The sequence below is a fragment of the Nostoc sp. genome (assembly GCF_036917555.1).
Classification (GTDB): Bacteria; Cyanobacteriota; Cyanobacteriia; order Cyanobacteriales; family Nostocaceae; genus Nostoc.
In genome coordinates, this window is record NZ_JBALDD010000023.1 from 71,473 (window position 1) to 93,527 (window position 22,055).

Annotated in this window: 20 protein-coding genes and 1 pseudogene; 13 read left to right on the plus strand and 8 right to left on the minus strand. The window is 38.3% G+C overall.

Going from position 1 to position 22,055, the window contains the following annotated elements:
- Positions 1-55 precede the first annotated feature (55 nt).
- The 5 genes from V7K60_RS08895 (at position 56) to V7K60_RS08915 (ending at position 4,106) form a co-directional block, all read left to right on the plus strand.
- A complete protein-coding gene (locus V7K60_RS08895) occupies positions 56-631 on the plus strand; it encodes a TerD family protein (protein ID WP_334924723.1) in 576 nt (191 codons plus the stop codon).
- A gap of 182 nt (positions 632-813) precedes the next feature.
- On the plus strand, positions 814-1,416 hold the full coding sequence (locus V7K60_RS08900; protein ID WP_334924724.1) for a TerD family protein: 603 nt from the start codon (positions 814-816) through the stop codon (positions 1,414-1,416).
- Between the two features lie 69 nt (positions 1,417-1,485).
- Positions 1,486-2,058, plus strand: coding sequence for a TerD family protein (locus V7K60_RS08905; protein WP_334924726.1), 573 nt, complete (start codon positions 1,486-1,488; stop codon positions 2,056-2,058).
- A 101-nt stretch (positions 2,059-2,159) separates the two neighbouring features.
- On the plus strand, positions 2,160-3,407 hold the full coding sequence (locus V7K60_RS08910) for a TerD family protein (protein WP_334924728.1): 1,248 nt from the start codon (positions 2,160-2,162) through the stop codon (positions 3,405-3,407).
- Positions 3,408-4,106, plus strand: a complete 699-nt coding sequence (locus tag V7K60_RS08915; RefSeq protein ID WP_334924730.1) for a zinc-dependent metalloprotease family protein — start codon at positions 3,408-3,410, stop codon at positions 4,104-4,106. It abuts the gene before it with no gap.
- Positions 4,107-4,126: 20 nt separating this feature from the next.
- Here the strand turns inward: V7K60_RS08915 and V7K60_RS08920 are convergent, their stop codons facing one another.
- The 5 genes from V7K60_RS08920 to V7K60_RS08940 all read right to left on the minus strand — a co-directional run bounded on the left by V7K60_RS08920 (position 4,127) and on the right by V7K60_RS08940 (position 9,016).
- Entirely contained in the window at positions 4,127-4,912 is a 786-nt protein-coding gene (locus V7K60_RS08920) for an FHA domain-containing protein (RefSeq protein ID WP_334924732.1), read from the minus strand.
- A 124-nt stretch (positions 4,913-5,036) separates the two neighbouring features.
- Positions 5,037-6,254, minus strand: coding sequence for a GAF domain-containing protein (locus V7K60_RS08925; protein ID WP_334925510.1), 1,218 nt, complete (start codon positions 6,252-6,254; stop codon positions 5,037-5,039).
- A 129-nt stretch (positions 6,255-6,383) separates the two neighbouring features.
- A complete protein-coding gene (locus V7K60_RS08930; protein WP_334924734.1) occupies positions 6,384-7,562 on the minus strand; it encodes a DNA double-strand break repair nuclease NurA in 1,179 nt (392 codons plus the stop codon).
- Positions 7,563-7,734: 172 nt separating this feature from the next.
- Positions 7,735-8,520: an HAD family hydrolase gene (locus tag V7K60_RS08935; RefSeq protein WP_334924736.1), complete on the minus strand. Its 786-nt coding sequence runs from the start codon at positions 8,518-8,520 to the stop codon at positions 7,735-7,737.
- A 205-nt stretch (positions 8,521-8,725) separates the two neighbouring features.
- Positions 8,726-9,016, minus strand: coding sequence for a Rieske 2Fe-2S domain-containing protein (locus tag V7K60_RS08940; protein ID WP_334924737.1), 291 nt, complete (start codon positions 9,014-9,016; stop codon positions 8,726-8,728).
- Between the two features lie 540 nt (positions 9,017-9,556).
- On the opposite strand from V7K60_RS08940, the gene V7K60_RS08945 reads away from it, so the two are divergent.
- From V7K60_RS08945 to V7K60_RS08965, 5 genes are all read left to right on the plus strand, one after another.
- Complete coding sequence (locus V7K60_RS08945; RefSeq protein WP_334924739.1) at positions 9,557-9,886, plus strand: hypothetical protein; 330 nt, start codon at positions 9,557-9,559, stop codon at positions 9,884-9,886.
- Between the two features lie 800 nt (positions 9,887-10,686).
- Positions 10,687-12,003 carry a hypothetical protein gene (locus tag V7K60_RS08950; protein WP_334924741.1) on the plus strand — a complete coding sequence of 439 codons (1,317 nt, stop codon included), beginning with the start codon at positions 10,687-10,689 and terminating at the stop codon, positions 12,001-12,003.
- A gap of 556 nt (positions 12,004-12,559) precedes the next feature.
- Complete coding sequence (locus tag V7K60_RS08955) at positions 12,560-12,754, plus strand: heavy-metal-associated domain-containing protein (protein ID WP_094350009.1); 195 nt, start codon at positions 12,560-12,562, stop codon at positions 12,752-12,754.
- Positions 12,755-12,949: 195 nt separating this feature from the next.
- A complete protein-coding gene (locus tag V7K60_RS08960; RefSeq protein WP_334924743.1) occupies positions 12,950-15,331 on the plus strand; it encodes a heavy metal translocating P-type ATPase in 2,382 nt (793 codons plus the stop codon).
- A 19-nt stretch (positions 15,332-15,350) separates the two neighbouring features.
- On the plus strand, positions 15,351-15,578 hold the full coding sequence (locus V7K60_RS08965) for a hypothetical protein (RefSeq protein ID WP_334924745.1): 228 nt from the start codon (positions 15,351-15,353) through the stop codon (positions 15,576-15,578).
- 6 nt (positions 15,579-15,584) lie between these two features.
- On the opposite strand, the gene V7K60_RS08970 is transcribed toward V7K60_RS08965, so the two are convergent.
- Complete coding sequence (locus V7K60_RS08970; protein WP_334924747.1) at positions 15,585-16,010, minus strand: heavy metal-responsive transcriptional regulator; 426 nt, start codon at positions 16,008-16,010, stop codon at positions 15,585-15,587.
- 346 nt (positions 16,011-16,356) lie between these two features.
- Between V7K60_RS08970 and V7K60_RS08975 the strand changes: the two genes are divergently transcribed.
- Positions 16,357-17,445: an aromatic ring-hydroxylating dioxygenase subunit alpha gene (locus V7K60_RS08975; RefSeq protein WP_334924749.1), complete on the plus strand. Its 1,089-nt coding sequence runs from the start codon at positions 16,357-16,359 to the stop codon at positions 17,443-17,445.
- 427 nt (positions 17,446-17,872) lie between these two features.
- Here V7K60_RS08975 and V7K60_RS08980 read toward each other — a convergent pair whose 3' ends face one another.
- Both V7K60_RS08980 and V7K60_RS08985 read right to left on the minus strand, forming a co-directional pair.
- Entirely contained in the window at positions 17,873-18,121 is a 249-nt protein-coding gene (locus V7K60_RS08980) for a hypothetical protein (protein WP_334924751.1), read from the minus strand.
- Positions 18,122-18,779: 658 nt separating this feature from the next.
- Positions 18,780-20,774 (minus strand): heavy metal translocating P-type ATPase, encoded by a 1,995-nt coding sequence (locus V7K60_RS08985; RefSeq protein ID WP_334924753.1) that lies wholly within the window; start codon positions 20,772-20,774, stop codon positions 18,780-18,782.
- A gap of 575 nt (positions 20,775-21,349) precedes the next feature.
- Here V7K60_RS08985 and V7K60_RS08990 point away from each other — a divergent pair.
- Positions 21,350-21,730 carry a hypothetical protein gene (locus tag V7K60_RS08990; RefSeq protein ID WP_334924755.1) on the plus strand — a complete coding sequence of 127 codons (381 nt, stop codon included), beginning with the start codon at positions 21,350-21,352 and terminating at the stop codon, positions 21,728-21,730.
- A gap of 167 nt (positions 21,731-21,897) precedes the next feature.
- Positions 21,898-21,990 (plus strand): annotated as a pseudogene (locus tag V7K60_RS08995) (DUF4351 domain-containing protein); the annotation flags it as partial.
- Between the last annotated feature and the right edge of the window lie 65 nt (positions 21,991-22,055).

Below are 22,055 nucleotides of genomic sequence, written 5' to 3' on the forward strand. Positions count from 1 at the left end.
ATAAACAGATTGCTTACTTGGTGCATCCATTTGCTATAAATAGGAAGAAAAAATTATGGCAGTTTCACTAACAAAAGGACAAAGAGTTTCACTTGAAAAAGTTGCTCCTGGCTTAACAGATGTCTTTATTGGACTTGGATGGGACGTTAAAGCTACAGATACAGGTTATGACTTTGATCTAGACTCCTCAGTATTCATGTTAGGTATTAACGAAAAACTTATTTCTGACAACCACTTTATTTTTTATAATAACCTCACAAGTCCTGACTCTGATAAATCACTTCAGCACTTGGGAGATAATCTTACTGGTGCAGGTGAAGGTGATGATGAAGTCATCAAAGTTGATCTTAAAAAAGTACCAGCAGATGTTCAAAAAATAGTTATTACTGTAACTATTCATGAAGCACAGCAACGTAATCAGAATTTTGGTCAAGTCAAAAACGCCTTCGTGCGTATTGTCAATGCTCAAACAAAACAAGAAGCAGTCCGCTATGACCTTGTTGAAGACTACTCTGTAGAGACAGCATTAATCATGGCAGAACTTTACCGTAAAGACAGTGAATGGCGTCTTAATGCTGTAGGCTCAGGCTATCAAGGAGGATTACAATCACTACTTGAACGCTATAGCTAAGAAAGATATTAGAGAGTTATAGTATCTTTTTGAAGATTCATGAAAATTTTAGCTTTTAAACTTATATCACTCTATATTTTATAGTTTTTAAAAAGTAGTATATTTAATACTTTTAACATTAAATATATAGAGCAAAGTTTAGATATAATCTTGTCAATTAAATATACCTTGAAATAACTTACATGGGAATCAACCTACAAAAAGGACAACGCATCTCACTTTCTAAAGAAGCTCCTGGGCTAACAAAACTGATGTGCGGACTGGGCTGGGATATAGCAAAACGTTCAGGTGGCGGTTTTTTTGGCGCTTTTAGCAACGCTTCAGACTTTGATTTAGACGCCTCTGTAATCTGTTTAGATCAAAATGGCAAAATAACAGATATAGGCAATCTTATTTACTTTGGTAATCTATCCCACAAATCAGGAGCTATTACCCATTTGGGTGATAATCTCACAGGTGCAGGAGAAGGTGATGACGAGCAGGTTCTTGTAGATTTAGCTCGTCTACCAAAAGAGATTGTAAAATTGGTTTTTACAGTTAATATTTATGATTGTATTATTCGGAAGCAAGAATTTGCACAGGTAAAAAATGCCTTTGTACGCCTAGTCAATACATCTAATAATCAAGAACTCGCTAAGTATCATCTATCGGGTTCTGAATATAAAGGAATGACCGGAATGATTATGGCTGAAATTTACAATCATAATAATGAGTGGAAATTGGCAGCTGTTGGTAATGGCATTAACGTTAATGGTTTAGAGGGACTTGTAAAAGTTTATGCTTAAGTAGATATTAAGTTACTCAAATCCATAGAAATTCAGAATCTAATTCATTTACAAAAATAGGTAATAATTATGTCAATTAACCTCAGTAAAGGTGAAAGAATCAATCTTTCAAAAGAAGCACCAAGTTTAAAAAATGCTGGAATTGGTTTAGGATGGGATATCAATGTTACAGATACAGGTTCAGCTTTTGATTTAGATGCTTCTATATTTATGTTAGGTAGTAACGGAAAAACTCCTAATGAAAAATATTTTGTATTTTATAACAACTCACAATCACCAGATGGTTCTGTAAAACACGAGGGAGATAGCAGAACTGGAGAGGGTGTAGGGGATGATGAAACGATTCAAATTGATTTGAGCAAAGTGGATGCTTCAGTTCAAGAAATAGTTTTTGTCGTCACTATCCATGAAGCAGAGCAAAGAAAGCAAAACTTTGGGCAAGTCAGAAACTCGTTTATCAGAATTTATGACAATGCCACAGAAAAACAAATTGCTAAGTATGAATTAGATGAAGATGCTTCTGCAGAAACTGCAATTGAGTTTGGTAAACTTTATCGAAAAGATGGAGAATGGAGATTCCAAGCTGTCGGTGCTGGTTATAAATCAGGGCTGCAAAGTTTTGTAGACCGATACGCTGCTTAGTATATATCTCAAAAGTTAATAAAAAGGGGGTATTCATTGTTGTTACTCCCTTTTTTCGCATAAATAATTAACAAAGTTTTAATTGATAGGATGTGTATAAAATGGAAATTGAATTAAACAAAGGTGGTAGGTTTAATCTTTCTAAAGAAGCTCCAAATTTAAAGAAAGTAGCTATTGGCTTGGGTTGGCAAGTAAATCAAGCTGGGCAAAGCTATGATATTGATGCTTCTGTGTTTATGTTAGGTGCAGATGGTAAAATCCCCAATGATAAATATTTTGTCTTTTACAATAACCTTCACTCACTTGATGGATCTTTAAAACACTCAGGAGATAATAGAACTGGGGAAGGTAATGGAGATGATGAAACAATTTATGTTGATTTGGCAAAAGTCAATCCAGCTATTCAGGAGATAGTTTTTGTTGTCACTATTCATGAGGGGCAAGAAAAAAATCAAAATTTTAGCCAAATCAAAAAGGCCTTTATCAAGATTTACAATCACGAAAGCAAAAATTCTCTGGCTCGGTACAACTTAAGAGAGGCTTTTTCTCAAGAGACAGCTTTAGAATTTGGACACTTGTATAAAAAAGAGAATGAATGGAGATTTCAAGCGGTAGGAGAAGGCTATAGTTCTGGACTACAAAGTTTTGTAGATAAATATATTACCAAGACTAAACAGGAGAAACAGAAAGAAGATTCTAAATTAACCATTTATGAAAATAGCCATAAAAATTATAATAATATGGCTATTCAACTTAGAAAAAACGGTGATTCACACAATATTGACCTCAAGAAGTTGAGTGATTCCCCACAACTGATGATTCATGTCAACCTTAACTGGAATAGGCAGGAAAGCAATATTGGTGGATTATTTAAAAATATACTTGGTGGTAACAAAGCACCAGACCTTGACTTAGGGTGTATGTATCAGATGGTTGATGGTCAAAAAGGAGTTATTCAGCCTTTGGGAAACAGCTTTGGCTCAAAAACTTCTTCACCGTATATTATTCTTGATAAAGATGACCGTACTGGAGCAGCGGCTAATGGTGAGAATATTTACATTTTTCGACCTGATTTGATTAAACGGGTCATGTTCTTTGCCTTTATCTACCAGGGGACACCCGACTTTAAATCTGTGCATGGGCGTATATTTTTCAAAATAAGCAACGGCGAAGAAGTATTCCTGGAACTCAATAACCCAGATAGTAATCGACGTTTCTGTGCTGCTGCAATGATTAAAACCATCAAATCTGAGGTTATCATCACCAAGGAAGAGAAATACTTTTTAGGACATGAACAAGCTAGTAAAAACTATAGGTTTGGTATTGATTGGACTGCTGGATCTAAATAAATGTCTCTCTACGATCGCCTGGATTTAACTAGATCCAATCGCAAGCTCAAAGTCCCGATTTGGGAACGCATAGACTTGACTAGACCTGTTAAACTCCGTTGTCAGGTATGTCGTTCGCGCATTCAGTCTCAGTGGGAGTTTTGCCCTTCCTGTGGAAGAATTCTCATAGAGAGAAATAGCGAGTTTCGCCGTTGCATCTGGGTAGACGTTTCGGGAATGGATATCGAAGAGGAAAATAGAGAAGTAATCAATAGTATTCTCAGTGATGCCTTTTCTAAGCTCTACGGTGCATTTAGAAGTGTTAAAGTATTTTTGACATCAGATCCACCTGAACCCAAGGAGTGGGGAGATAACTTTACTCACGTCTATATATTTGCTGATAACCAACCAGTTGACTATCTAGGAATAGCTACTTTTAAATTAGGAATGGTTACAAACCGTGCGATTATCCGCATCGATCAAGTATGCTATGCTTCTTACAATGCCAGTCTTCATATTAATCAATTGTCTAACTTAATTGCCAATACCATAGCCCATGAAATTGGACATACATTAGGACTCGATCATTCTGCACTATCAACAGATGTAATGCATGATGGACTTGACCATGTAATTCATAGCTCAATGCCGCCATCGTTTCACGCATCGCAAATCAACTCGATGAATCATGCCATTCGCAGAGAAGCGGGATGGAAATAATTCGTAATGATTAAAATTAGCTATTTTTTAATTAATTTTTGGAGCGATCGCAAATTATAATTTAAGATTTTTCTAGCATTCAAAAGTTGATATCCAGCGAAAAATAAAGCAGATGCTGCCACAAAAACTAAAAGATTAACTGACGCAAACACATTACCAGTAAAAGCTATGACTACAATTCCTAGCGCTATCAAAATCCATCCTAAGTTAGGGTTTATTCGCTGCTGACAAAGGACGAAAATACCGGAAATACATAGTAATAAACCAGGAATACCAAAAAATATACCAACATGAATATTTGCAGTTAAAATGATGATGCCTGCAACCATCAAAGCAAAACCTATATACCTGTTTGTTTGATTTACCAGAGTTTGTCTGCTGTTCAGAGGAATTTGAGCCTGCATTTTTGTAGAACTTGCAAGCAGAAGAAGATTTTGTTGAGATTGTATCTTATCTTGAAATATAAATGTGACTTTTTCTCCTTGACCAAGGTCTATTCTATCTCCTATATTTATTTGGCAGGGTGTTCTAGGTTCTAATCTAGTGTTGTTGACAAATGTCCTATTAGAACTTCCTAAATCTTCAATAAAGTAATTATTTATATGGACTTGAATCCGTGCATGGATGCGAGAAACTACATCTACATCTGGCAAGTTGGAAACATCAATATCCGGCGGAATTTGGTCATTGGGTTTACCGATATGAAACACCGCAGTATTTGGTGATAACTCAAAAGCAGTGTTGGTTTGGACATAAAAAAGCTCTAAACTCAATCTTATAGCGTTGGATGTACTTAAATTTTGCATAGTTTTTAGTCAATAATTTCTCTAGACTTTTGAGTCTTGCAAATTAGTAAACAATTTAAATCCGTTATGGCTTACCGATTCCCCGATCTGATGCAAACAAAGGAATCTCAATCCAAACAAAACTCTATAGTAATTGGGGATAATGTTGCTGATAAAGGTGCAAGAGAGTTAACATCTCTTGAAAGTATTCGTTAGCATAGGTTAAGTTACCATGAATAAAACTAACTGGATTGTTAATTTCATGGGCCACTCCAGCGACTAATTGTCCTAAGCTAGACATTTTTTCATTTTGGATCAGTTGAGATTGAGTTTGTTGCAATTTATGCAAGGTTTCGGTGAGTTTTTCAGCTTGAGTTTGAGCCTCTAAAGTAGCAGCGCGACTTTGGGTATAAAGTTGTGCATGATCGATAGCGATCGCTAATTGATCGCAAACAGCTTGTAGCAGGCTAATTTTACTGTTATTCCAAACGTGATCGCCACTACAATGACTGCACACAATTGCCCCAATCTCAGCAGAATTACTCTTAACTGGTAGCATTAGTTGAGATGTGATCCCAAACTCAGTTAAAAGTTCTTGCATATCATAATCAAGTGGTGATTTCCTATTAATATTTTCTATACAAATTAGCTCTTGAGAGAGAAGAGTTTGGGTTAAAAAAGTACTTTTTTGCAGTGGAATACTGCCTAACATACTTGCCAAGTTAGGGTTTCGTGCTTCATAGGTAATAGTCAGGCTTGGTTGGGATGGATGCGGTAAGTAACAAAGAAAGTAGCAACGGTCAATTTGTAATAAGCTGCGAATTTCACTCACAGCAGTTTCTAAGATCATATCTAGGTTAAGAGAACTGTGGATTTGGCTAGCTAAACGTAGTAATAAGGCTTCCCGACGGCTGAAGAGTTCTTCTCGCGCCCAGATTCGGTCAATAGCTACAGCAATATTATTAGCAATCCAATTTAATAGGTTATGAGTTGGTTCGGTAAATAATTGCTTGCTAAATAAAGCCATTATACCGATTATTTGCTGCTCTACTATCAGAGGATAAGCAGAAAATTGAGAAATTGAAAATGTCGAATCAATAAGTTTGTCTGAGTGATTAATTGATAGTTCTTCGTTAAAAATAGCTTGATGATTTTGAATCATTAAGCCAATAATATTATTGACTAAAGCGATATGTTCTGGGAAATCTTGGGTATCGCTCAAAGCACTACAAGTAATATCTGTGCAATGAACACCAGCTTGCAATTGTAGCTGCTTTGTCTGGTCTTCAAATGTCCAAATACAAACAAAGCCGATATCAAGGTATTGGGAAAAGGTTTCCCTAAAAAGCTGTAAGGTAAACAGTTAGATTTTCAACTTAAGATAAGAAGTATTACGTAAATTTTTATTTGTCATTGTCCTTAAGTAGCTAAGGTATTAAGACCGTAAAGCGTAATTCTTAGTTAAGAATTCAATTAGGAATTACGAATTATTTTAAGCAATACTCCCACGCTTTCTGGCTTCTTTGTAGGAAGTTCCCACATTTTTTAAACCAGCTTTAATCATTTGTTGTTCGAGTAGGGCAAAGAAACGCGCTTTATCGCCACCTTTTACTACTGCTTGATTATGCGCTTCAGCGATCGCTACAGGATAACCATACCCTTTTTGAACTTGTGCTAACATCAGTCCCAGTGCTTGATCTAACATGGTTGCATTCTCTGCTACCCATGCTGGAACTTCGATCCGGGCGATTTCAGTGCCAACGTGGACATAGCAAAAGTAAATAGTTTGATCGCCATAAAGTTCCAAAATGGGGGAATTACTGCGCCACAAGGTACTACGTTGTCCTGGTTTAAGTTTGGTTGCCCAAATAGAAGTATCTCGCAACTGTTCAAAAATTTTACAAGGTACTTTTTCTAGCTGATTTGGGCAATGACTTTTACAGTCTGGCACTGGATGGGGACAAGCTAATAACCGTAAAAAGTTCATTGTTTCGATGCTACGAGAGGCGCTAAGATAGCCCATCAACGGAATTCGAGCATCACGCATCTGCTGCCAAGCTTCCAGGATGGGCGGTAAAATGCGATCGCGTGCATCCATCGGCAATTGTTCTAAAAACCAGTAAATTAGCGAACCATCTACCATCGCTAGCGCTGGCGTTTCCCCTGGCGCTGCACTACACGCCAGTTCTGCTAACACCGTTGTTTCGGAAGCAGTGCGGCGAAAACTCATCCATTCCTCAGTTCTAATTCCCCACTGCCGAGACATATATAAATCTTCTGGGCGGTAAAATACTTCTGGCAAACTATCGAGTAGCGGATGGCGATTTTGTCCATAGTGCAAGACGACTCTGCCAATATTTAGCAGATAACAGTAAGCAATTTCATGATGGTTGGGGGCAATTTGGGAACCATCAGTAGCGATAACAGTATGAATTTTTGGGGGAACTGGGATATCGATGCAGGTTTCTAGCGGCTCAATTGGGGTAGCATTAGCAAAGAGAATGCGATCGCGCCATTTTTCCTGGCGATCGATTAAATCTTGTTGACACTCATAAGCATTTTTTAAATGTTGTTGTGCCAGTTCTAAACGCTGACGACTGGCAGCAGCTTCTAAGGTAAGATGCTGACTTAAACCCTGCATTTGTCGCGCCAGTTTTGTTAGGTCAAGCATAAAAGTAAGTGCGAAGTGAGGAGTGAATAGTTGTAAGTTATTATTTCACCTAAATTTACAAAATACATAATTTTATTTAGATAGATACATCCATAAATTAGATATGTATTATTCAGAACTATTGTAGAGACGTAGCACTGCTACGTCTCTTTTTCACTAGATATTTAATATATTAAAGCCAAGCTGAGAAATCTTTGGCAAACTGAGAAAGTGATAACAGCTGAATTCGCGGATCGTTTTGAGCAGCTTCCCTTTCTGCTTGGGTATTATAGCCCCAATCTGCAAGAAAAAGTTTCACATCCTCAAGGTCTGCTTGTTGTTGGACTAACTGTAATGTCTTGAGTCTATCTTCTACAAACCAGAGACTAACTGACTTGTCTCCTGTTGACTGAATTAATTCTCGCAAAATATCATATTTGGGACGCTTGACTTCTTTCCCAAAGATTGCTTCTGGTGGTAAATTCACTCCTTCTTGTTGCAACAACTGCTGTACAAAACGCCCTTCTTTAGTTGTCACAATGTATAGCTTAACTCCACTGTCAATAGTTAATTTGATTTTTTCTACTACAGCCGGATAAAATCTATGCAGACTCAGCCAACTATCTAAATCAGTAGTAATCCATTCATCTCGCTGCTTATCTAGTTTCGCACCAATTTCTTTGGCTTGTAACTTGTCATTTAACAAAATTTGTGGGGCAATACTTACCCATTCATGAAGAATCTTTTCGTCAGGAATTCCATCTATCAAGGCTTTAATTAAAATGGGCATTTCCCAACCCGTTTCAATAACAGGCCTTAGACGATAGAATCTCAAAGCTAAATCATCTGGCGGTGTGTCGTTAGCAGAAGACCAAATTTTACAGTAGGTACGCCATGCTACCTCAAAATATTCAATTAATCCGTCGCAAATCACTCCATCAAAGTCCAGGGCTAAAATTTTGGGACTACTTGCGGTCATTGGTTTGAGAATAAAACTGCTGTTGTCAGCTTACCCGACAAATTTAAATCATGCAGTAATTTTTGTTAGTCTTTTATAATTTATAACTTGCTGAAAAAGTATGGTGGAATTGTGACATTTGATTGGTTATTAGTAGATTAACGAGGATCTACAGCAGGTTTGCGATCAACTAAACGAATTTGGTTTTCCTTGACTAATACGGTGATTAGTGGTATAGAACGTTTAGCCGGGCTGCAACAACTCGACCCTGAGAATCGTATTGAGATCCATGACAAGGACAAATAAAGTGATTCTTCTCAAAATCCCACTTGACTATACATCCTAAATGGGTGCAGATTGGCTTGATAGCATACTCAGCAATTTGTGGCCCCACTTGAATAATCAGATAATCAATGCTACGGTCTGGCAAGCCTTTAACGAGAATCGGAATTTCTGGCTTTGCGGTTGTTAATAGTGCATTAGCCTCAATTTCCTTGTCGTCTTCAGCTAATGCCACCGATTCTGGAAGATAATTTTGACAGCGTGAATTCTTGGGATAAAGCGAGCAAAGGGTTTCTAGGTCTATCTCACGACTTTGGCTGACTTTGGAAATAGATATCCGATAGCTACTGATACAACGGTAGTACCTGGCATATAGGTTAAAAAATCCCGGCGCGTTTTTATCCTCGCTGGAATTTTGCTATTATTTAGTAGAAGAATGTTCCATGATAATTCGATATTTCTCAACAAAGGTCTTCTACTATACTACGGTGTGATCGCATTAGGATTAATATACATTTGTGTTTACTGTTGGTTAATTTTCAGAAAATTTGCTTTTTTTAAGAGTTGCTCCTCAACTTTAATTTTTAATTACTATTTATTTCTGGAGTATGAGGTTATTTATCAACTTCAGAGCTAGGCTATAACCTAAGATATGTTATTCAAAAAATATCTTCAAAATATATTTTCAAACTCTCTCCAGAGAGAGAATTCTTTATACCTTTAATTTTTTAAGCTGTTGTTAGTCGAGTTCCATATTTTAACAACTGAAAGCGCCATGAGTGAGAAAAATCAAGAAAATCAAATTAATCAACCAGTAACTGAAGACCGGGATTCTCGTGAGCTAGACGTAAACAAAGAAAATTTAACCGCGAATCCAGGAGATAGAATTTCTGATAAGCCTCAATCAATTGAAGAGAAGGCTAAACAGGCAGCTATTGATGATGTACCAGACATTACAGGCGAGAGAATCACAGTCCCTACTTACTTCGTTGTCGATGAACCCGATGGCGAAAAAAAGGCACTTCACCACGTTAAAGATGCTGAAGAAATTTCCGACGTAATTCGGCAGGCACGACTTGACGAAAATGGAAATCGAATTTGGTAGTTGTTGTTTATGGAAGACGCAGAGAGACGGAGAAGTTATCAAATACTTTCTCCGTTTTTTTGCATCTCCCACTCACTCGATCTTCTTTATGCTTGCACAAATTCCTAGTCTGGATAAGCTTCAGCAAATGCCCGCACATACTTGAGGTTGCGAACCGGAAATCCCTTCATCTCTAGAAAAGCTTTCTGCGAGTCATCTGTCAGACGATTAATAATCTTTGTGCCCCAACCCTGCTACTGTTGGTGATTAAGAATATCTCGAAATAATGGTTTCCATGCTCAAAGGCTGCGACGGGAACTAAAATTTACACTTTATCGGAAGGCGATCGCCAATTGCAAAATAATCATCCTGAATATGCAATTACTGCATAGGTACGGATTTACAATAGCTTCATAGATGTCATTCTAAATGAGGGAATAAAGATGGATAACCCCTGGTCAGCACCAGGGGCTTTTTATTTAGGGACTTCCAGAAATTAAATTATTCAATGAGAGTGAGCGAAGACGATCGTTAGATTCTTCCTCCCCTGCTTCCCCTGCTCACCAAAGCGATGGGTATTTTTTTAGTTGGAAGTCCCTTAGCAGCTACGCCTTAAACGTCAATACCAGACTCAACTGCGCCACAACGTCTACCATTTCTGCTTCAACTTACACATCAATATCACTTGTGGATACCCTATTTATATAGTATTTTTGTACTATATAATAGCGATCGCACCCTTGGAGCTTTTGTAAAAAGCCACGTATTGTTTTGATTTCGAGCTTAGTTAGGGAATACTAAACTAAGCACTGAATCTATCTATGACCTTTTTACACAAAATTACTAAAAAATTTTCCCGTAATAACTCTCAAAATGTTTCTGGGATAAATCCATCTGTAATCAGCCAACAACCTATAGTGCTGAAGCAATCAGCAAAACCATCAAAACCAAAAACTCTAGCTGAATTAGAACAGGAAATAGCAGCACAAGGGCAAGTTAGCAGTATATCCCATCAAAAAAGACCTATTAAAGCCAACAGAGGTATAGGTACTAAGTTGATATGGATAGCAATACTTATCGGCATTCCCACAGGTGTAATTTGGATGGCGAATCTGCCTTACCCAATAATTCGCCGGACTGTGGTGCAAAATGCGCCTTTTTTATTGCTACCCAGTTACATGAGTGTGGAACAAAACTATCGGCAGGCGTTGGTATCACTTGAGCAAGCTGAATACTTGATTGAAAAACCCACTAGTGCAGCAGATTTAGTGTTGGGTGAACAGCAACTGCAACAGACAAAAACACATTTGGATAACTTGCCAGTTGGGTTGGTTGACGATTGGCCGGAATACAAATATTGGTGGTACAACTGGCGGTTTAGCGTTTACGGTCTGAATGCAGCACGTCGTCAAGTAGGACAACTAGAAGCCAAGGTTTTTCAAGAAAAGAACGCTCAAACCTTGCTCAATGATAATAGTCAAGCATTATTGAATGCAAAACAGCAGTATCAAATTGCTACAACAGTAACCGATAAAAAGTTGGCGATCGCAGCTTGGCGTTCAGCACTGGATAAGTTAGAAGAGATTCCCGGACAAACCTTAGCCGGAAAAACTGCTCAAAATCAACTAGATGCCTACAAGCGTGATTTTAAAGAAGTTGTAGGATTAGCAGCGGGAAATGAACGCGTCAGTGCTTTAATTACCGCAGCACAGCAATTTTCTTGGCAAGCTGCAAAAGCTGGTCAAAATCCACCGCACACAGTCACCGAATGGGAACAAATAGAAAATTTATGGTCAGAAGCCATTAATCGGTTAAAACAGATTTCTTCTGAAGATTTGGTAGGTTATGCAGAGGCACAAAAGTTATTAGCAACTTATGAGACTAATTTGGGTCAAGTCAAAGTAAGACGACAAGCTGAGTCCAGTTCTGTACAGGCTTTAGCAATAGCACAACAAGAAATAGAAAGTTTAATGGCTTCAATTCCCACTGACCTAAAAAATTTGGATCGCAATCGTATAATTAGTCAGTTACACAGGATTATTAACCAATTAGAAAAGGTAGAAAAAGGTACAACTGTTTATTTAAAAGCTCAAGAGTTATTGCTATCAGCAAATAATAAATTCAAGCAACTCCAGTGAAATTTTTCAACTGTCAACAACTAACTTCATCCTTTTAGCAACAGGACAAGCACAAAGACCATTAGGAAGCGATTGAGTCAATTTAAAAATTAGAAATTTTATTCATCTGCATTCTTCGACATTCCCATTAATAATTCCGACATCTTCCACAGGTATTTATTCCTGTTTAAGTAACTAGCTGCTGATATCACTCACTGATAGCAACAATTTATCAACCAAGGGTATAAAAGCGAAGCAACCAGCGATAAAACTGACGAATTTGCTATCAGCCGTTGCCACATTGCTATTTTTAGCTCATATAGCTAAGAAACTCTGGATGACAATCTTGTTGTAGTACGTTGTATTTTTGATGGGCAACGTTACTCAGTCAAACCAAAGTTGTAAAGAAATTTGAAGTTTAACGAAAAACTTTTAAAAATCTCTAGACTCTCCAGCCGGCTGGAGAGTCTAGGATGAATTTAAGGCGACTCTCAACCAGAAATTTCTGATGTGTGAGGGATACGTCTCAGTCATCCAGCTCGATCTGGCTAGGTTGTTCATTTTATCCCGTAAATCTATGACTCTCCAACTCACAGTTCCCAACATGGCTTGTTCTGCTTGTGCAAGCACCATCACTAAAACACTTCAGGCAGTCGATGCCAATGCTAGTGTTCAGGCCGATCCAACAACCAAGCTTGTCAGTGTAGAAACTCAGGCATCAGAAACAGCAATTAAGGAAGCGTTAGCTGCTGCGGGTTATCCAGTTGCTTAATTTTTAACAAGACAGGAGGCAGAAGGAATAATGCTCTGGAGCCTCCTGGCGCGTTAAGTCCCCAATCAAAATTTATGATTTGGTGGCTTGGAATTAGATGGAGTTGAGAACAACAGATAATATACCTGCCTCCTGCCTCCTGCCTCCTGCCTTCTTCACGCTCCTCCTACACCAATCACAGGGGTTCATCTAGTTATGGATACTCTCACACTCAAACTTCGAGGCATGAGTTGTGCCGCTTGCGCCAACAATATCGAAAAGGCAATTCGCTCTGTTTCTGGGGTAATTGACTGCAACGTTAATTTTGGAGCCGAACAAGCTACCATCAAATATGATCGCTCTTTAACCAATTTAGAGAAAATCCAAGCTGCGATCGCAGCTGCGGGATACTCTTCTGACTCACTCCAGGAAGAATTACTTTCCGAAGAAGATGATGCTGAAAAAGCGAGTAGGCAAGCATTACAACGCCAACTCTCTCTCAAAGTAGTGGTGGGAGGTGTAATCAGCATTTTCCTAGTTTTGGGGTCGTTGCCCATGATGACTGGGCTGAACTTGCCCTTGATTCCAAGCTTCCTGCAAAATCCTTGGATACAGTTAGTGCTGACAACACCCGTCGTGTTCTGGTGTGGTGGATCTTTTTACCGCAATGGCTGGAAATCCCTCAAGCGCCATACGGCGACGATGGACACGCTGATTGCTTTGGGCACAAGTGCAGCATATCTATATTCTTTGTTTGTCACCATTTTCCCAAGATTTTTTATTACTCAGGGCTTGATACCTCATATTTATTATGAAGTCGCCGCCATTGTCATTACCTTAATTTTGTTGGGGCGATTGTTAGAAAATCGCGCTAGGGGACAAACTTCTGAAGCCATCCGCAAACTCATCGGACTGCAAGCTAGAGATGCCAGAGTTATCCGTGATGGTAGAGAAATTGATGTTCCCATCGCCGAAGTCAGAATCAACGATGTGATTTTAGTGCGTCCTGGTGAAAAGATTCCGGTGGATGGCGAAGTGATTGCAGGCGCTTCGACAGTAGATGAAGCGATGGTGACGGGTGAAAGTTTGCCAGTCAAAAAGCAGCCAGGAGATGAGGTAATTGGGGCGACGATTAACGGTGCGGGTGCATTTCAGTTTCGGGTGACGCGAGTCGGAAATGATACATTTTTGGCTCAAATTGTCAAACTAGTGCAACAAGCACAAGGTTCTAAAGCACCAATTCAGCGTTTGGCAGATCAAGTGACAGGATGGTTTGTACCAGCTGTAATTGCGATCGCGATCGCCACTTTCATCATTTGGTTTAATTTCACAGGCAACCTTACCCTCGCAACAATGACAACAGTGGGTGTACTGATTATCGCTTGTCCTTGTGCTTTGGGTTTAGCTACCCCCACATCTGTAATGGTGGGGACGGGCAAAGGTGCGGAAAATGGCATTTTGATTAAGGGTGCAGACAGCTTAGAACTAGCGCACAAAATTCAAACTATCGTTTTAGATAAAACGGGCACTTTGACTCAAGGGAAACCTACGGTTACAGACTTTGTAAGTGTCAACGGCACAGCTAATGGTAATGAAATCCAGCTTTTACAATTAGCAGCAACGGTAGAACGCAATTCTGAGCATCCTTTAGCTGAAGCGGTTGTAAAATACGCCCAGTCTCAAGAGGTGAGTTTAATAGATGCAAAGAACTTCGTGGCTAATGCAGGTAGTGGTGTGCAAGCAGTTGTTGCAAATCAGCTTGTGCAAATTGGTACACAACGCTGGTTAGCAGAACTTGAAATTAACACCATGAGTCTCCAGCAATATAAAGATGCTTGGGAAGCGGCTGGTAAAACAGTCATTTTGATTGCTGTAGATGGTGAACTACAAGGAATAATGGGTATTGCCGATGCCCTCAAACCTTCGTCAGCAGCAGTGGTGAAAGCCTTACAGAAGTTAGGTTTAGAAGTAGTAATGCTTACCGGAGATAATCGTAAAACTGCTGATGCGATCGCTCTACAAGTTGGCATCCAGCGAATCTTTGCCGAAGTGCGTCCAGATCAAAAAGCGGCGATTATCCAATCTCTACAAGGGGAAATAGGGTACAGAGGGGCACAGAGAAAGAATTCTCATAAATTCTCACTCCTCACTTCTGACTCCCCACTCCCCACTCCTAACTCAGCACGGGCTAAACGCCCCGCTACCGCTAACAGCACTCAGCACTCAATTGTTGCAATGGTAGGTGATGGGATAAATGATGCGCCAGCCCTAGCACAGGCTGATGTCGGAATTGCCATTGGGACGGGAACAGATGTAGCGATCGCAGCTAGCGATATCACCCTAATTTCTGGAGATTTGCAAGGAATTGTGACAGCAATTCAACTAAGCCGCGCTACCATCAACAATATTAAGCAAAATCTCTTCTTTGCCTTTATTTACAACGTCATTGGTATTCCTATTGCGGCGGGAATTTTGTTCCCCATCTTTGGTTGGTTACTCAATCCAATTATCGCTGGGGCGGCGATGGCTCTTTCTTCGCTTTCTGTTGTTAGCAATGCCCTCAGATTGCGTAACTTTCAACCAAAAACTACCTCATAATTGCAGGGTAATTTAGGAAATGTTCAGTCAAAAAACGCTTTGGGGAAGCCTGATAGCTTTAGTGCTTCTCACTGGAACGTCAGGTATAACATTAGTAGAAATACCAGCCCATTCATCAGAGCAAAGCAGCCAATTTCAACGCATTGAGCAACCTTTGGGCTTGAAAGTTGGTGTTGCGATCGCAGGTTTAGCTTTAATTGGACTAGAGTTGTGGTGGTTTCTTCTCTATAAAAGTCCTGATTCCTGATCAGTGTCAGTCCTGAGAGGTGTTTTGAATAATCGGACAAATTTTCTTCTCATGATGGTCGCTAATATTCTTCCAGCCTGAAAGTAATCCTTTTATTTCAGAGCGTAAGGTTAACAGCTGATCGATTTGGCGATCGATCTGCAAGACTTTATCTTCAAGCTTTTCTTTGATTTCACCACAGGGAGTTTGCCCTTGGTCATAAACCAGAAGAATATTTCCAATCTCTTCTAGGCTAAGACCAAGATTTTGCGCCCTTTTAATGAATGCTAGACGAGTTAGCACATCCAATGAAAACTGGCGAAAGCCTCCCTCTGTTCGTCTCAATGAATTGATTAAACCTAAACTCTCGTAATAACGAATTGTCCTGATGGGTATTCCAGTTAAATCTGTTACCTGACCAATTAAAAGCAGTTTTTTATCTTGAATTAACATAGTAGATTTTCCCAACTCTTGTAATTATTATTACATATTTTGCTAAATATCAAGTGGTTTGAGAGTTAAGCCAAATATTAGCAACAGTATTGAAACTTTTTATCTAATTAGAGATTTTACTAAGTTTTAAATTTTCAAATATCTATTCTAAATGGATGTTTGGGATTTAACTGATATTAAAATAGCATCATTTTGACATTTTTAATAATATTTGTTCAAGATTTTACCTGATGATTTTTATCAATTTATTGGGTAGCTGTTTCTCATGGTACTGAAAGTAACTGTTTTTTTGGAGTTCCCATGTTACTTCTAGATCAACTGCTTCACTTCAAGTGAAACCATAAAAATGAATCTCAACTCGCAGACTTTTAGCTCAATCCGTAAACCTAAAATTTTCAATAATCCAGAGCGTTTTATTGAGGGATGGTATTGGGTAATACCCTCTCAAAATCTGCGGGTGGGTGAAGTAAAACCTGTCACGATTTTGGGTAGAGAATTAGTAATTTACCGTGGTAAAGACAAAAGAGTAGTTACCTTTGATGCCTACTGTCCACACATGGGCGCTCACCTTGCTGAAGGCAAAGTTGAAGGTAATGCACTACGTTGTTTTTTCCACCACTGGAAGTTTGATGCTGAGGGGATGTGTATTGATATCCCATGTTTAGATGTACCACCTTCCCTAAAATTACAAACTTGGCCCACTGCTGAGAAGTATGGGATGATTTGGGTTTGGACTGGAGAAATACCGCAACAACCTCTACCTTTTGTTCCAGAGTTAGAACAAAAAGAGTGTCATGTCGCCATCCATTCCCACTTCTTGCTGAACTGTCACCCCAATGTGGTAATGATTAATGCAATTGATGCTCAACACCTCAATACAGTTCACAAATTGCCACTAGAAATTATTTTTGAAAGACAAGAACTGAACGAAAATGCAATTATCTTCAGTAATACTACACCCATCAAAGATAATTTCTTGTTCATTAAGCTCATCCGTCTTTTCTACAAAAATGTCATAACTTACAGTATTTGCTATTGGTACGGTAGCATTGGCATTGTCACAATTGGCCCTGATTTCTTCCATGTCCACATAATGGTTGCGGTTCGCCTCCACGAAGGGGGAAAAACTGAAGGTCAAGTTCTGTTGATGACTAAAAAACGTAAAGGAATTTTTGGTTGGTTATGCAATCGAGTTGTGCTATGGCTGACTAAGATTACAGCTAAATACTTTCTCATGGGTGACATCAAAATTCTCCAAACAATTCAGTTTGATTTGAAAACTCCCATCAAGCCAGATCAGTCAATTATGCAGTTTATTAACCATGTTGAAAAACAGCAATCCCTAATGTGGGGGAGTTGGCAAGAAATGCGATCACGCGATGTGGAGAGCAAGCCCAAGCGTGAGAGATGGCAAGATACAATGAGTAATGACTAACATCATGTCTATATGACCAAAATTCCGTCAGACTGCTTGGCCAATTAAACGCACGCAATATCACTAACTATTGTCAACAATCTTTGCAACAGATGAATCGTTTATAGGGGCGTATAGATGTACGCCTCTAGCAATGAATGTCTAGCATATATTTTGCGAAATCGTATAACAATTAATAAAGGTTAAAAGTTCAATAAAATTACTTTTAACTTTTAATCGATTTTTTATTGGACTACTAGATAAATAAAAAGAAGTGGCAAAGCCACTTCCTAATTCCCAGGTAGAACCTAAGTTATGAGTATAACGACTACAAAAAAGTGAAATAGTATAAACAAACACCAATTAACTGAATATCTCTATTTTCCTTGTTTCTAGGTGAGTAAATTCTGATTTTTATGTACCAAATAACTGTATATTTACATAAGTTTCATGATTGTAATGCAGACTCAAGTTTATCAAGTTCATCCTTAAGATATGCTAGTTTTGCCTCTTCATCAAGAAGTTGCTGTTCTAATTGAAACTTGATTGCTGTACCAGCCTCAATAGCTACAGCTTTCTTCATCTGCTTAAACTTCTCGCTGCGGATGTCAAATTCTGCCTGAAGTGCGTCTAGTTTTTGTTGCGATCGCCGTCGCTCTCCAACAGTTAAACTAGTAGAAATTGGACTAGTTTCCATAGTTGCTGCTTCACGAGGCAAAAATTTACTTCCACCAGGGTAATAGCAAAGGGGAAAATTATCGCCCAAATCCAGCACTTTATTTACAAACGGGTACTGTGAACTTGATGCTCTTTTTGGCACTTCCAATCACCTAAGTGATCTTAATGCAAATCTTTCTGGTGAAGGTGACCACAAGTTGTGTGGCGATGATTGCCGGAGTAACCTAATTCCCTAGCGTTCACGCCAGCAGGCGTTATATTTAATGAATTTATTTTACTTAGATAGTAGAAAGCCAGCAAATACAGTTATTTCTTTAACAAAATCTGTTGTTAATCTAACTAGTAAAGCAAAACAGGTTATTTTTAGTTAAAAAGCAACAGGAGCAACTAAAGATCCTAAAATAGAGCAAAATACACTTCTGTATCTAAAATCTTTAGAAAATTCTACTCAACATGAATTAAACAATAATTGCTCAGAAATTATCTATTCACAACTTAAGACTTTATTTATAGCTGGCAAAGAGGAGTATTTTGAAGACGGTTTTGAAAGTGATTTTTCAAGAATCACCTAATTTTTTACGTAACTCGCTCAAAGGTGTTCCTACTCAAGAGTGAGAAGTACTCATAGTTTAACTACTACAATTTCCCAATTATAGATTCCCAATTTTCAAAAAATTTTATTTTATCGCTCTAGTTGCGTTTAAAATTGCCAGCATTGCTACTCCAACATCAGCAAATACAGCTTCCCACATTGTCGCTATCCCTAAAATACCCAATCCAATAAATACACCTTTAATTGCTAAGGCAAACCCAATATTTTGCCAGACAATTTGCCTTGTTTTTCTGGCGATTTGGATTGCTTCTGCCACTTTGGATGGTGCATCTGTCACGATTACAATATCGGCAGTTTCGATCGCTGCATCTGAGCCTAATCCGCCCATTGCTATGCCAACATCTGCTCTAGCAATCACTGGTGCATCATTAATTCCATCCCCAACAAAGGCAACTTTACCATACTTGCTGGCGGTGCTGAGTAATTTCTCAATGGCATTAACTTTTTCTTCTGGTAATAACTCTGCCTCGTAGGTATTTATGCCAAGCTGTTCAGCAATTCGGGAAGCGATCGCTTGATTATCTCCTGTCAACATTACTGTTCTCTCTACACCCATTTGCTTGAGTGCTTGAATAGCAAGTCTCGCATCTTCTTTGAGTTCATCAGCAATGACAATATATCCAGCATAAGTATTATCCACTGCTAGATGAATTACTGTTCCCTCTAACTGGCAATTATCGTGAGAAATATTCTCTCTATGTAATAGGCGATCGCTTCCCGCTATTACTACCCTATTTTCAACCTTGGCTTTAATTCCATAGCCTGCTATTTCTTCATAATCTCTGATCTCAAATTCATCAAATTTTCCACCATAAGCCTTGCAGATAGATTGAGCGATGGGATGATTTGAGTGCGATTCTACTTTGGCAGCTAATAGCAGCAGTTCTTGTTCATTCCAGCCATTTAATGGGACTATTTCTACTACTTTGAATACCCCTTTAGTTAACGTTCCAGTTTTATCAAAAACAACTGTATTAACTGCATTTAAAGTATCTAAAAAAGTAGAGCCTTTAACCAAAATACCGCGTTTAGCTGCACCTCCCACACCTCCAAAGTAACCTAATGGAATACTGATAACGAGTCCACACGGACAGGAGATAACTAGTAAAATCAGGGCACGATAAACCCATTCCGAAGAAGTTGCACCCGAAATGAATAAAGGAGGTAATATTGCAACTGCTAGAGATGTAAAAACTACTATTGGGGTATAATATCGGGCAAATTTAGTAATAAACTTTTCTGTTGCTGCTTTTTTACTTTTGGCATTTTGCACCAAGTCTAAAATTTTGGCAATGGAAGATTCATCAAATAGTTTTGTGACTCTAATGACGAGCGCACCTATTTTATTGATCGTCCCAGCAAAAACTGTTTCTCCAATTCTTACCGTTCGTGGTACAGATTCTCCAGTTAATGCAGATGTATCAACTTGCGAATTACCATCTATAATTTCGCCATCTAAGGGAATCTTTTCTCCAGGCTTTACAACGATAATATCCCCAATGTTTACTGTTTCTGGTGATACTTTCTTCAGTTCTCCTTCTATTTGGATATTTGCATAGTCTGGGCGAACTTCTAATAATGATTTGATCGAATTACGGGAACGACTGATAGCAATATCTTGAAACAATTCTCCAATTTTGTAAAATAACATGACTCCGACCGCTTCGGGTAATTTATGAATTGCGATCGCGCCTAATGTTGCTACTGTCATTAAAAATGTTTCATCAAATACTCTACCTTTGACTATATTGCGCCCAGCAGTTTTTAAAACACTCCATCCACTTAATAAATAAGCAGGAATGAAAAGCAGATATTCACCTATTGAGTAGAATGTATTGTGTAATTGATTTTCAAAAATTACACCAGGCGCATATAAACTTAAAATTGCTACTAAAGGCAATACCTCATTTTTCAGATTGAATTCTTCCCCATGTTCATGATTGTGGTCATGGTTATGATTCTCATCATGATTGTGATTATGAACATGGTTATGATTCTCGTGATGGTCATGTTCACAGCTGCAACAATCTGAAGATTCTGAATGTACTTTCTGTTTCATTTTTTCTATGTAGGCTAGTAAATTAATTGAGATATGAGCTTTTTTTTAATGTAATGAAAAAAAGAAGTTTTTACAAGTTTATATTTTAAGAACGAGAATCTATCTCAAATTTATTGCTAAATACATACACTATCTTTTGATTAAAATTAAGATTTATAATCTTCTAAAGATAGCTATAGCGGCTTTCAATTGTATAAAATTATGTAAGATATAACTTTTGTTCGTAGTGAGCGATTTATTGCTCTGTATAAGAATTTAAAGGGCTAGAGCCGCTAATTACTAGCTCTAATTTAATTAAGCTCTTATACTTACATCAAGCAAATAATAACCGTCTTGGAAATATACAGGGAATTGAAATTTGCTGAATTACATAAAGTTGCGTCTAAAAGCTAGACATCAAGCCTGTTTGATTGCTGAATTATGATGTAGTAAATAATTTCCGATCAAACTGGTGAAGAGATGGAACTTTCTTGGGTAACATAGTGTCTATCTAGCTATTCTCAGGGAAAATTCACTTGAAGTTTGAAAGTTAATCGAATACTCTAATTTAGTAGACAATTTTCTCAAGGAAATCTATGAACAAAAAAATTCTCCTGAATTTGCTTTCCAGTTCCTCAATTTTTGTGTCGATGATGTCTACGCTGGTGGCATTTCATCCTGCCCATGCTAGTGGTAGCATTACACAGCGATTACTGCACACACAAGACGGTCGTACCTGTATCACTAACCCACATGGTGGACAAGATTTCGTGTGTATTCGAGATTCAGAGAGAAAGCGTCCGTATACCTCTAAAAGTTCCTCAACTATTGTCACATCAGTATCAGATCGGAATATTGCCATGTTGAACTTTACTGAAGAGGAAAGCGATGCTGCAATTAGGGTATTTGGCTGCGACTGTCCATTATGTATAAATTCTTTGCGTCAGTTGCAGGGTACTGGAAACTTAGTGTACTAAGATTGAATAGCGCTGATAGCGACTATAACTTTTGTTAGATACACGTGATTAATCACGTATATAAAGATATACGAAACCAAAAAAGCATTTTTAACTACGTACCACTACTATTATTTGGTCAAATGTAAATTGATTGTTGGGGCGGTTTGTAGTAATACTTCAAACCCCTCAAAAGTCTACCTTTACCTGTTATCGAAGATTTGAGCGAAGCACTGTTAGATTTTACTAGTATTGCTGATGTGCAGGCTTGGCTAGAAGCGCGACAATCAAATAGCTCCAAGGCAAGTCCTAGTCCTTTCAAACATTGCAACACGTTGTTCAACCG